We start from the raw sequence: 12,308 nt of genomic DNA on the forward strand, positions 1-12,308 counted from the left end.
CGCCCGGCCCGCCCGGCCGCCAGAGGGGCACGGGACACAGGCCATCGGGCACCGGGGGCGCGCTCGCTCAGGTGCGGCCCTCGCCCTCCTGCGCGTCCTTGAGCTCCGGCGCCTCCGCCGCCCAGTCCGCCAGGACCACGCGGAAGCCCTCCGCGCGGGCCGCCCCGCACACCAGCTCGTCGTCGTCCACCAGCATCCGCACCTCGCGGCCCCGCGAGATCCGCCGCAGCACTTCGAGCTTGGTCGTGCGGGCGGGCCGCCGGTCCTGGTTCCCGCGCATCCACAGCCGCCCCTCGGGCAGCCCGTTCCGCGCGAGCCAGTCCTCCGTGTCCGCGCGGCACCGCTCCGGGCGGCCGGTGAGGTACGTGACCTCGCAGTCGGCCGCGCTCTCCACCGCGAGCGCGATCCCGCGGGCGAGGGGCGGATCGGCCGGGGCCGCGCCGAAGAACCCGCTCCAGTCGCGCGGCCGGCGCTCCAGGAAGTGCTGGCGGTGGGCGGTGTCGGCCAGGGTGTTGTCGATGTCGAAGACGGCCAGGGGCCTGCGGTTCTGAGTCTCGGTCACCCCGCCAGCCTAAGCAGCGGGGGCCGGTAGGGTCGTGGCCCGGTGGTCCGGGGGGACCAGCTGACACACGGGGGTTACGACACATGCCTACGCCTGAAAACATCTGGGAGGCCGCCGACCTGCCCACGCGTCGGCTCGCCGGGGTGGCCCTCAACCCGTCCTCACCCGAGGACGTCCTGCTGCGGCTGCTCGCCGACGGCCCGCCGGCCGTGCAGATGGTGCTCTGCCGGGACCGGACCCTGCCCGACGCCGTGGTCGAGGCCGCGCTCCAGCACCCTGACATCCGAACCCGCAGCTTCTTCGCCCGCAATCCCCACGTCGACCCGGCCCAACGGGCACGACTGGTCGACGACCCGGAGTGGTTCGTCCGCGCCCATCTCGCCGATGCGCCCAGACTGCCCGTCGGCGGCGTGTACAGGCCGCTGCCCGACGAGACCGTCGTCCGCATGATCAACACGTACGAGAACGACTTCCCGCCCGCCTACCAGCAGATCTCCATGGAGCTGCAGCGTTCCATGCCCACCCATCCGGACGCGAAGGTCCGCGGCTGGGGGGTCGGCCGGTGGAGTGTGCTGCCCGCGGAGATCCGGGCCTCACTGCTGGCGGATCCCGACGAGGACGTCCGGGAGAGGGCGCGGAGGCACGCGCAAAGCGAGGATCCGGCGTGGGTCGAGCGCGAACTGCCCGACCGGACGTGCCACGCACGCTGGGACATGCTGTTGAACCGGGCCCTCAGCAGAACCGTCGTGGACGGTGTCCTGACCTCTCCGGTGGCCGAGGGCGAACGGGCGGCGATCGCCGACAACCCCACCCTCCCCGCCGACGTGGTGGTCCTCCTCGCCGGCGATCCGGACCCGGAGGTGCGCCAGCGGATCGCGCACCGCACGGACCTCGGACCCGCCGAGATGCGCGCACTCGCCGTGGACCCCGACCCGACGGTACGGCTCGCCCTGTCCGTGCACCCTGCACTGAGCGAGGAGGAACGGGCCGGGATCGACTACGAGGTCCCCGCGGACGACCGATTCCATCCGTGGCCCGGGCCCAGAGCGCCCCGGGACCCCGAGGATGTCCGCCGGGACGCGACCTCGGGCCACCCGCTGCTTCGCCGGAGGGCCGCCCTGGTCCCCACGCTGCCGCCCGATCTCGTGGAACGCCTGGCCGCCGACGAGGATCTCGGGGTACGCGTGCTGCTGGCCCAGAACCATCCGGACGCCCCGGCCGCACTCCTGCTGCGCAGCTTCCTCGAGTACGCCCACCCTGAGCGCGCGCAGCTCACCACCCGGCCGAACTTTCCCAATACCGGCCTGGCCGCCTTCGCCGACCACGAGGACCCCGAGGTCCGGGCCCTGGCCGCCCTCGACCCGCAGACCGCGCCGGACACCGTAGAGCGCCTCACCCGGGACCCGGACCCGGTCGTGCGCGCGGCGATGGCACGCCACCCGAACCTTCCGCAGCACCGACTGGCAGAACTCCTCGACGACGAGGAACTGGCCCACGTGGCCGCGGCGAACCCCGCACTGGATTCCGAGGTGATCCACCGGCTGGTGGCGGCCATGGCGCAGTCGGATCGCTGGACACCGCCCTGGGAATCCTGACGCCGTTCGCGCGTTGACACCAGTGTGATCCGCACCCTCTCGATACTCGACCGGTCCCGCACCCGCGAGGGCCACCCCGCCGCCCAGGCCCTGCGCGACACCGTGGAGCTCGCGCGCACCGCCGAGCGGCTCGGATACCACCGGTTCCTGGTCTCCGAGCACCACAGCGTGCCCGGGGTCGCCGGATCCGCGCCCACGGTGCTCGCCGCCGCCGTGGCCGGGGCGACCTCCCGGATCCGCGTCGGCACCGGCGGCGTGATGCTGCCCAACCACCAGCCCCTGGTGGTCGCCGAGCAGTTCGGGGTCCTGGAGTCGCTGTTCCCCGGCCGGATCGACATGGGCCTCGGCCGCTCGGTCGGCTTCACCGGCGGGATCCGCCGCGCGCTCGGCCGGGACACCGCCGACGCCGACCGGTTCGAAGAGCAGCTCGCGGAGCTGCTGGGGTGGCTCGACGGCTCCCAGCGGGCCTACCCCGACGTGCACGCCCGCCCGGCGGAGGGGATGCGGATCCCGGCGTACGTGCTGGCCACCGGCGAGGGGGCGGGCATCGCGGCCCGCGCCGGGCTGCCCCTGGTCGTGGGGGACCTGCGGACCCGGGCCCGGGTCGCGGAGATCATCGCGGCGTACCGCGAGGAGTTCCGCCCCTCCCCCTGGGGGGCGCGGCCGTACGTCGTGGCCTCCGGCACGGTCGCGGTGGCGGCCACCGCCGAGGCCGCCCGCCGGATCCTGGTGCCGGAGGCCTGGGCCGTCGCGTACTCGCGGACCCGGGGCAGCTTCCCGCCGCTGCGTCCGGCCGAGGAGGTCGAGGCCCTCACCATGAGCCCCAAGGAGCGGGAGCTGTACGAGGGCGCCCTCGCCGGACACATCCACGGCACGGAGGAGCAGGTCGCGGCGGAGCTGACCGCGGTCGCGGAGCTGACCGGGGCGGACGAACTGCTGGTCACCACGTCCACGTACGACCGGACGGCACTGGTGGACTCCTTCGCGCGGCTCGCCCGCCTCACCGGCCTCACGGAGACCGCGGACGGGCGCGCTGACGGGCCCGCGGACCCCGTCGGGCAGCCTGTCGGCCCCGGACACTAAACTAGGACGAATGCACCAGCCCGCCACCCCGCACGCCCACGATCCCTACGTCCGCGTCCGCGGCGCCCGGGAGCACAATCTGCGCGGGGTCGACGTGGACATTCCGCGTGACGCGCTGACCGTGTTCACCGGGGTCTCCGGCTCCGGGAAGAGCTCGCTGGCCTTCGGCACGCTCTTCGCCGAGGCCCAGCGCCGGTACTTCGAGTCCGTGGCCCCGTACGCCCGCCGGCTGATCCACCAGATCGGCGCGCCGAAGGTCGACTCCGTCACCGGGCTCCCGCCGGCCGTCTCGCTGGAGCAGCGGCGCTCCTCCCCCGGGTCCCGGTCCTCGGTCGGGACGGTGACCACGCTGTCCAACTCGCTGCGGATGCTCTACTCGCGGGCGGGCTCCTACCCGCCCGGTGCCGAGCGCCTGGACTCCGACTCCTTCTCCCCCAACACCGCGGCCGGGGCCTGCCCTTCCTGTCACGGCCTCGGCCGCGTCCACCGCACCAGCGAGGAACTGCTGGTGCCCGACGCGAGCCTGTCGATCCGTCAAGGCGCCATCGCCGCCTGGCCCGGCGCCTGGCAGGGCAAGAACCTGCGCGACATCCTGGAGGCCCTCGGCCACGACGTGGACGCGCCCTGGCGGGAGCTCGCGGCGGCGGACCGCGAGTGGATCCTGTTCACCGAGGAGCAGCCGGTGGTGACGGTGCATCCGGTGCGGGAGGCCGACCGGATCCAGCGCCCCTACCAGGGCACGTACATGAGCGCCCACCGGTACGTGATGCGGACCTTCTCCGACAGCAAGAGCCTCACCCTGCGGGCCCGCGCCGAGAAGTTCCTGACCGATGCGCCGTGTTCCGTGTGCGAGGGCAGGCGGCTGCGCCCGGAGGCCCTGACCGTGACCTTCGCGGGCCGCACCATCGCGGAGACGTCGGCGCTGGCGCTGACGGAGCTGGACGGGGTACTGGCCACCGCGCGCGGCGGCGGCGAGGCGTCCCGGGTGCTCACCGAGGACCTGCGCTCCCGGATCGGCCCGGTCACCGAGCTGGGGCTGGGCTACCTGAGCCTGGACCGCGCCGCCCCGACCCTGTCGGCGGGCGAGCTGCAACGGCTGCGGCTGGCGACGCAGTTGCGTTCGGGGCTGTTCGGGGTGGTGTACGTACTGGACGAGCCGTCGGCGGGGCTGCACCCGGCCGACACGGAGGCGCTGCTCGGCGTCCTGGACCGGCTCAAGGAGGCCGGGAACACGGTGTTCGTGGTGGAGCACGACCTGGCCGTGGTGCGGCACGCGGACTGGCTGGTGGACGTCGGCCCGCTCGCCGGGGAGCACGGCGGGAGGGTGCTGCACAGCGGGCCCCCGCAGGCTCTGGCGGCGGTGGCGGACTCGGCGACGGCCCCGTACCTGTTCGGGTCCCGGCGGCCGGACGAGTGGCGCACGGGGGCCGCACGGAAGGCGACCGGCGCCGTCCGGCTCAGCGGTGTCGACCGGCACAACCTGCGGGACGTGGCGGCGGAGTTCCCGCTCGGGGTGTTCACGGCGGTGACCGGGGTGTCGGGGTCCGGGAAGTCCACGCTGGTGGGCCAGGTCCTCGCACGGGAGGTCCACGAGCGGCTGGCGGAGCCGGAGTTCGCGGTACGGCGGCTGGTGGAGGTGGACCAGAAGCCGATCGGCCGGACCCCGCGCTCCAACCTGGCCACGTACACGGGGCTCTTCGACGTGGTGCGCCGGCTCTTCACGGCGGCGCCGGAATCGAAGGCGCGGGGCTGGAAGGCGGGCCGCTTCTCCTTCAACGTGCCGGGCGGGCGGTGCGAGTCCTGCCAGGGCGAGGGCTTCGTCTCGGTGGAGCTGCTGTTCCTGCCCAGCACCTACGCCCCGTGCCCGGAGTGCGCGGGAGCCCGGTACAACTCCGAGACGCTGGAGGTCCGTTACTCGGGGTTGAACATCGCGGAGGTGCTCGCCCTGACGGTGGAGTCGGCGGCCTCCTTCTTCGCCGGGGTCCCGGCGGCGGCCCGCAGCCTCGGCGCGCTCTCGGACATCGGTCTGGGGTACCTGCGGCTCGGCCAGCCCGCCACGGAGCTGTCGGGCGGCGAGGCGCAGCGCATCAAACTGGCGACGGAGCTCCAGCGCGTGCGCCGCGACCACACCCTGTACCTGCTGGACGAGCCGACGACGGGGCTCCACCCGGCCGATGTCGCGGTCCTGCTGCGACAGTTGCACGGCCTGGTGGACGCCGGGCACTCGGTGGTGGTCGTGGAGCACGACATGGCGGTGGTGGCGGGCGCCGACTGGGTCATCGATCTGGGGCCGGGCGGCGGCGCGGACGGCGGCCGGGTGGTGGCCGCGGGCACCCCTGCCGAGGTGGCCCGCGCCACGGGCAGCCGTACGGCGGCCTACCTGGCACGGGCCCTCGCTGCGGGCCGGTAGGGCCGGTGGTCGGGCAGGTGGTCACGCGTGAGCCAGGCGGTCACGCGTCCTTGGGCTTGGCGAAGTCTCCGTAGCCCTGCCAGTCGAGGACGACGCACTGCTCGTCGCCGAGCACCCAGGCGTCGTGGCCGGGATCGATCTGGATGAAGTCTCCGGGCTGCGCCTCGACGCTGTCGCCACCGTCCATGACGATCTTCATCCGGCCGCTGATGATGTAGGCCACGTGGGCGGCCTCACAACTGTCGGTGCCCGCAATGGGCTTGATGTGCTGCGACCACTGCCATCCGGGCTCGAACACGGCCCGACCGATCGGCCCGTGGTCGGTGTTGAGCAGATCGAGCCTGCCCTTGCCGTCCTCGAACCGACGGGTCTCGTCCGCGGAATCGAAGCCCCTTCGCACGATTCCAGTCATGATCGTCGACCTCCCGGCACACCACTGCCCCGAGTCCACTTCTCAGCGTACGCCCGTACCGTGCGGTCTTCGCGGTGTCCCGGTGCGGCCGTACGCCGCCGCTACGCGTCGCCCTGGAGCAGGTGCTGCGGAAGCTCGCGGAAGGTCCAGACGCCCTGTCTGCGGGTGAAGGTCCACACCAGGTCGTAGCGGTCGGGCCAGGCGGCCGGCAGCCCCAGCACGTCCTGCGCTCCGAGGCCCCGGATCAGGCGGGGCATCCCCTGGTGCTCCCAGCAGACCAGGACGGGCGTCCGCGCCGCCAGCACCGCCCTGGCCAGGGCGGGCTCGGCTCCGACGGCGAACTCCGCGCGGACGGGCGTACCCAGTGCGGTGGCGAGCGTCTCGACGGTCTGGCGGCACCGCGCGGGTGCCCCCTCCTTGCCGCCGGCCGCGAAGACTGCCCCCGGACGGGGCAGGCGGGCGCCCCGGGTCGGCGGGAAGAGCGCGGGCAGCTCCTGCGCGCGGCGCCGGCCCCGGACGGCGAGGAAGCCCGGGTCCTCGTTGCCCTCGTCGTCCTCGCCGGTGTCCCCGGCGTACGGCTTCTCGGCGTGCCGGATGACCATGACAAGCGCGTCCTTGACGGCCTCGGGGCCGGGGCCCGGCGTCGGGGCCCGCTCCTCCCCGGCGCAGCCGGCCACCGCCAGCGGGGCGAGGGCGGCGGCCAGCACGCTACGGCGGCGCGGTCCGGATCCGGCGGGGGTTGGACGGCCTGAAAGCATGCGCCCACTGTCGCCCACGCCCCGGAGGGCGGCCGGTCACGGCGCGACGCGAGCCGCTCCGATCATCCGATCGGCGGACCCGTCGTGGTCGTGCGCGGACGGGCCGTGGCCGTGCCCGGCGGTACGGCCCTTCGCGGCGGCCCGGCCCGGAGCCTCGTACGGCGAGGCGACGGGGAAGTAGGCCTCCAGGAAGGCCTTGAGCTCGCGCTGCTGCACGTCGGGGGCGACCTCGGTGCCCGAGTCGTCGGCGAGGCAGAACGCGTCGGTGCCCCGATCGCGCAGGAGGCCGCCCAGCCGCTGGAGCTCCTTGGTCCCGGCGGTGGACACGTACGCGGTGGCCAGGTCGCCTTCCACCGCACGCCCCTGGGCGAGTGCCAGGTGCAGGGCGAGGGTGACGGGGGCGAGGTCGGTGGCACTGCGGAAGACGGACCGGCTGGTCGCGTCGAGCCCGCCGGGCAGTGCCTCTTCCAGCCGGGCGTAGAGGGAGCGGCTCTGCGCGTACGGGGCGTGCGCGAGGATGCGCGGGTACGTGCGGCCTGCGAGCGCTTCCACCGTGCGGCGGGTCGCCCGCTGCGAGGTGGTGTAGACGTCGTCGTGGCTGTCCGGGGAGCTGGGCGGGACGGCCCGGGTGTCGTGGAAGACCTTCGGCAGACCGGACGGCAGGAAGTAGTTCTGCGGGCGCTGGGGGCGGCCGAGGAAGATGTCGTCGTTGAAGTAGAGGTAGTGCTCGGCGAGGCCCGGGATGCGGTGCAGCTGGGTTTCGATGGCGTGCGAGTTGAAGACGGGCAGGGCGCCGGGGTCGGCGAACAGCTCCCGGTGATGGACCACGGTGAGCCCGGGGTGCTCCAGGGCCAGCCAGTCGGGGACCTGGTCGTCGGTGACGAGGAAGACCCGGCGGATCCAGGGCGCGTAGGCCGCGATGGAGCGCAGGCAGGAGCGCAGCTCGCCGCGGTCCCGGAAGCGGTGGTCGCCGCTGTCGGCGGCGGCGTCGGCGGTATCGGGACCGGCAGCGGTGTCGGCGGGGCTCTCGCCCTCGCCCGCCTCGACACCCGCGGCGGCCGCCTCGGCCCGGTCACGGCGGCGGCGCCACTGGGGGTCCGAGCCGTCCACCCAGGTGATCACGGCGTCGATGGGGAAGTCGATGTCCTCGGGGAAGCGGCGGTCGAGGTCCGTCACCACCGGGTAGTCGCGGTCGCCGATGCGCCGGTGGCCCGTGGCCTCCATGGAGGGCACCCACCAGCCGAAGGGGGTCTCCCGGAGCGAGGCGACCCCGCCGGGGCCGTTGGCCGGCTTCCAGAACTCCAGGTCACAGCCCTGATCGGAAGCCATGTGGAGGGTGTATCCCGAGGTGACCACGGGAATGTAGAGCCGGATCCCCGCGACGACGGCGCCGGGCGTCTCGGCCTCCGCCGCGGCGACCGCCTCGGGCAGCTCCTCGGCGAGGACGGTGCCGAGCGCGGTGCGGTGGCCGAGGAGGTCGGCGTAGACGGGCCGGCCGGCGAAGCCCTTCGCGCAGGCGGCGAGCACGTCGGCACGGGTGCCGGGGGCGAGCGCCACCCGGTGGACCAGTTCCCCGTCGGGGACCAGGCCGTAGGGCATCGAGGCCGCTTCCAGCACCTCGGCGACCTCGCGGAGGTTCATCTCGGCGAGTTCGGCGGGGAGCAGGTCGTCCCGTACGACGGCCAGCCGGCCCCCGTGTTCGACGATGCTTCCGGATTCGGCCGCCTGCGCCAGGATCTCCCCTTCGCGGACGGCCCGCCGGGCCTCCCGCGCCTGCGCCGGGGTCCGGGACCCGCGGCCGCGCTGCGACCCTCTCGGCTGCGACGGCAAAGCGGTCCGGGGCTGGAACGGCATCCAGCTCAGATGCCGACGGATGCCGCTCATGATCACCTCAGGGCTCGTGGACGCAGAAATCGGCCCCACCGTGCCCGGCGGCCCCCGGTGGCCGAAACTCACCTTACGGGTCGGTGTCCGAAAGATGAACAGGATCTTTCTCCGAAGACCTCATTCTTATGAAATCCACAGGTCAGCGGGGTCCTCGGCGAACCGCCCTCAGCCACTCCTTGTTCATGGCGGCGATCGACGGCAGCGGGATCCCCTTGGGGCAGGCCGTGGCGCACTCACCGGTCAGGGTGCATCCTCCGAAGCCCTCGGCGTCCATCGTGGCGACCATGTCCAGGACCCGGGTCTCGCGCTCCGGCGAACCCTGCGGGAGCACGTTCAGGTGGTTGACCTTGGCGGAGGTGAAGAGCATCGCGGAGCCGTTGGGGCAGGCCGCCACGCACGCCCCGCAGCCGATGCACTCGGCGTGCTCGAAGGCGTAGTCGGCGTCGGGCTTGGGAACGGCCGTGGCGTGGGCCTCGGGGGCGGAGCCGGTCGGGGCGGTGATGTAGCCGCCGGCCTGGATGACCCGGTCGAGGGCCCCGCGGTCGACGACGAGGTCCTTCACGACGGGGAAGGCCGAGGCCCGCCAGGGTTCGACGTCGATGGTGTCGCCGTCGGCGAAGGAGCGCATGTGGAGCTGGCAGGTCGTGGTGCGCTCGGGCCCGTGGGCGTCTCCGTTGATGACGAGGCTGCACGCACCGCAGATGCCCTCGCGGCAGTCGTGGTCGAAGGCGACGGGGTCCTCTCCGCTCAGGATGAGGTCCTCGTTGAGGGTGTCGAGCATTTCGAGGAAGGACATGCCTTCCGAGATGCCGTCGACCTCGTACGAGGCCATCGCGCCGGGGGCGTCGGCGTTCTTCTGGCGCCAGACGCGCAGGGTGAGCTTCATGCGTAGCTCCGCTGGGTGGGGTGGACGTACTCGAAGACGAGGTCTTCCTTGTGCAGGACGGGCGCGGCGCCGGTTCCGGTGTACTGCCAGGCGGCCGCGTACCCGAACTCCTCGTCGCGGCGGGCGGCTTCGCCGTCCGGGGTCTGGGACTCCTCGCGGAAGTGGCCGCCGCAGGATTCGGCGCGGTGGAGGGCGTCGAGGCACATCAGCTCGGCGAGCTCCAGGTAGTCGACGATGCGGTTGGCCTTCTCCAGCGACTGGTTGAACTCCTCGCCGCTGCCCGGCACCTTGATCCGCCGCCAGAACTCCTCGCGGATCTCCGGGATCCTGGCGAGGGCCTTGCGCAGGCCCTCCTCGGTCCGGGCCATCCCGCAGTACTCCCACATCAGTTCGCCGATCTCCCGGTGGAAGGAGTCGGGCGTGCGGTCCCCGTCGACGGCGAGCAGCTTGGCGAGGCAGTCGCGGGTCTCGCGGACGGCGGCCGCGGCCTCGGGGTGGGTGTCGTCGACGGTGTCCCGGTGCGGGTGGCGGGCCAGGTAGTCGTTGATGGTGGAGGGCAGCACGAAGTAGCCGTCGCCGAGGCCCTGCATGAGGGCGGAGGCGCCGAGGCGGTTGGCGCCGTGGTCGGAGAAGTTCGCCTCGCCGATCGCGAACAGGCCGGGGACGGTGGTCTGGAGGTCGTAGTCGACCCACAGTCCGCCCATCGTGTAGTGCACGGCGGGATAGATCCGCATGGGGACCTCGTAGGGGTTCTCCGCGGTGATCCGCTCGTACATGTCGAAGAGGTTGCCGTACTTCTCGGCGACCTTCTCCTTGCCCATGCGGCGGATGGCGTCGGCGAAGTCGAGGTAGACGCCCTGGCCGCCGGGGCCGACGCCGCGGCCCTCGTCGCAGACGTTCTTGGCCGCGCGGGAGGCGATGTCGCGGGGCACGAGGTTGCCGAAGGAGGGGTAGATCCGCTCCAGGTAGTAGTCGCGCTCGGCTTCCGGGATGTCGGCGGCGGGGCGGGTGTCGCCCTTGGCCTTGGGGACCCAGATGCGGCCGTCGTTGCGCAGGGACTCGCTCATCAGGGTGAGCTTGGACTGGTGGTCGCCGGTGCGCGGGATGCAGGTGGGGTGGATCTGGGTGAAGCAGGGGTTCGCGAAGTACGCGCCGCGCCGGTGGGCCCGCCAGACGGCCGTCGCGTTGGAGTTCATGGCGTTGGTGGAGAGGTAGAAGACGTTGCCGTAGCCGCCGCTCGCGAGGACGACGGCGTCCGCGTAGTGGGTGTCGATCTTGCCGGTGACCAGGTCGCGGGCGACGATGCCGCGGGCCACGCCGTCGACGGTGATCAGGTCGAGCATCTCGGTGCGGGCGTGCATCTCCACGTTGCCGGCGGCGATCTGGCGCGAGAGCGCCTGGTAGGCGCCGAGCAGGAGCTGCTGTCCGGTCTGGCCGCGGGCGTAGAAGGTGCGGGAGACCTGGACGCCGCCGAAGGAGCGGGTGTCGAGGAGGCCGCCGTACTCGCGGGCGAAGGGGACGCCCTGGGCCACGCACTGGTCGATGATCTCGACGGAGATCTGGGCGAGGCGGTGGACGTTGGACTCGCGGGCGCGGAAGTCGCCGCCCTTGACGGTGTCGTAGAACAGCCGGTGGACGGAGTCGCCGTCGTTGCGGTAGTTCTTGGCCGCGTTGATGCCGCCCTGGGCGGCGATCGAGTGGGCGCGGCGCGGGGAGTCGGAGAAGCAGAACTGGACGACGTGGTAGCCCTGTTCGGCAAGGGTGGCGCCGGCGGCGCCGCCGGCCAGGCCGGTGCCGACGACGATGACGGTGTGCCCGCGCCGGTTGGCAGGGTTGACCAGCTTGGCCTCGAAGCGGCGGCGGTCCCAGCGCTCGGCGATGGGGCCTTCGGGGGCCTTGGCGTCGGCGATCGGATCACCGGTGGTGTAGTCGGCGTATTCGTTGCTCATGTCAGCTCACCACTCCGGTCATGACGGCGACGGGCACGGACACGAAGCCCGCGAAGAGGACGAGGGCGAGGGCGTTGGCGAGGAACTTCAGCGTCCTGTCCCGCCGGGCGTTGCCCGCGCCCAGGGTCTGGGCGGCGCTCCAGAAGCCGTGCCGGACGTGCAGCCCCAGGGCGGCCATCGCCACGAGGTAGATGGTGTTGCCGTACCAGGTGGAGAAGGTGGCGAGGACGTTCTCGTACGGATGCCCGGCCCAGGCCCGCTCGTTCACGGTGAGCGTGGTGAGGTCGAGCAGGTGCCAGACGATGAAGAGGGCGAGGATGATGCCGCCCCAGCGCATGGTGCGGGTGGCGTAGCTCGCGCGGCGGCGCTTGTGGGCGTACTTCACCGGGCGCGCCTTGATGTCGCGGCGGCTGAGCTGGTACGCGCAGACTCCGTGCGCGACGACGGCGGCGAGCAGGACCACCCGGACGATCCACAGGGCCCACTCGTGGTGCAGGAAGGGCGAGCCGAGGGTGCGGAGCCAGTGGGCGTAGCCGTTGAACTCCTCCGCCCCGAAGAAGATCTTGAGGTTGCCGAGCATGTGCACGACGAGGTAGCCGAGCATGATCAAGCCGGAGACGGCCATCACGGACTTCTTGCCGACGGAGGAGTCCCAGAGCGTGCGCGTGGTGGACGGCCGTCGATCCGTCCGCGTTGCCAGAGCCATGACATTGACCGTAAGGACGAAGGTCCCGAAAGGTCCAAGACATGACGGAGCTGAAGTCGA

At 72.8% G+C, this 12,308-nt stretch carries 10 protein-coding genes; 3 read left to right on the forward strand and 7 right to left on the reverse strand.

Translation table 11 applies throughout. The features are described from left to right. Positions 1–67 precede the first annotated feature (67 nt). Entirely contained in the window at positions 68–562 is a 495-nt protein-coding gene (locus OG898_RS32785) for a hypothetical protein (RefSeq protein ID WP_250741843.1), read from the reverse strand. Positions 563–645: 83 nt separating this feature from the next. Here OG898_RS32785 and OG898_RS32790 point away from each other — a divergent pair, with 83 nt between their 5' ends. Genes OG898_RS32790 through OG898_RS32800 form a run of 3 tightly spaced genes read left to right on the forward strand, consistent with a single transcriptional unit; the run spans position 646 to position 5,650 of the window. Then, positions 646–2,157, forward strand: a complete 1,512-nt coding sequence (locus tag OG898_RS32790) for a hypothetical protein (RefSeq protein WP_266961898.1) — start codon at positions 646–648, stop codon at positions 2,155–2,157. A gap of 24 nt (positions 2,158–2,181) precedes the next feature. Further along, on the forward strand, positions 2,182–3,240 hold the full coding sequence (locus tag OG898_RS32795; RefSeq protein WP_250741845.1) for an LLM class flavin-dependent oxidoreductase: 1,059 nt from the start codon (positions 2,182–2,184) through the stop codon (positions 3,238–3,240). Positions 3,241–3,250: 10 nt separating this feature from the next. Next, the gene (locus tag OG898_RS32800; RefSeq protein ID WP_266961900.1) at positions 3,251–5,650 is read left to right on the forward strand and encodes an excinuclease ABC subunit UvrA; all 2,400 of its coding nucleotides are present in this window, start codon (positions 3,251–3,253) and stop codon (positions 5,648–5,650) included. Positions 5,651–5,690: 40 nt separating this feature from the next. Here OG898_RS32800 and OG898_RS32805 read toward each other — a convergent pair whose 3' ends face one another. The 6 genes from OG898_RS32805 to OG898_RS32830 all read right to left on the reverse strand — a co-directional run bounded on the left by OG898_RS32805 (position 5,691) and on the right by OG898_RS32830 (position 12,248). After that, positions 5,691–6,062: a cupin domain-containing protein gene (locus OG898_RS32805; RefSeq protein ID WP_266961902.1), complete on the reverse strand. Its 372-nt coding sequence runs from the start codon at positions 6,060–6,062 to the stop codon at positions 5,691–5,693. A 101-nt stretch (positions 6,063–6,163) separates the two neighbouring features. Then, positions 6,164–6,820 (reverse strand): hypothetical protein, encoded by a 657-nt coding sequence (locus tag OG898_RS32810; protein ID WP_250741848.1) that lies wholly within the window; start codon positions 6,818–6,820, stop codon positions 6,164–6,166. 36 nt (positions 6,821–6,856) lie between these two features. Beyond that, a complete protein-coding gene (locus OG898_RS32815; protein WP_266961904.1) occupies positions 6,857–8,704 on the reverse strand; it encodes a stealth family protein in 1,848 nt (615 codons plus the stop codon). A 142-nt stretch (positions 8,705–8,846) separates the two neighbouring features. Beyond that, positions 8,847–9,593: a succinate dehydrogenase/fumarate reductase iron-sulfur subunit gene (locus OG898_RS32820; RefSeq protein WP_250741850.1), complete on the reverse strand. Its 747-nt coding sequence runs from the start codon at positions 9,591–9,593 to the stop codon at positions 8,847–8,849. Beyond that, a complete protein-coding gene (locus OG898_RS32825) occupies positions 9,590–11,542 on the reverse strand; it encodes a fumarate reductase/succinate dehydrogenase flavoprotein subunit (protein ID WP_266961906.1) in 1,953 nt (650 codons plus the stop codon). Before OG898_RS32825 ends, OG898_RS32820 begins: the two co-directional genes overlap by 4 nt. 1 nt (position 11,543) lies before the next feature. Further along, positions 11,544–12,248 (reverse strand): succinate dehydrogenase cytochrome b subunit, encoded by a 705-nt coding sequence (locus tag OG898_RS32830; protein WP_250741852.1) that lies wholly within the window; start codon positions 12,246–12,248, stop codon positions 11,544–11,546. Positions 12,249–12,308 lie beyond the last annotated feature (60 nt).

The sequence above is a fragment of the Streptomyces sp. NBC_00193 genome (assembly GCF_026342735.1).
GTDB classification, from domain to species: Bacteria; Actinomycetota; Actinomycetes; order Streptomycetales; family Streptomycetaceae; genus Streptomyces; species Streptomyces stoeckheimensis.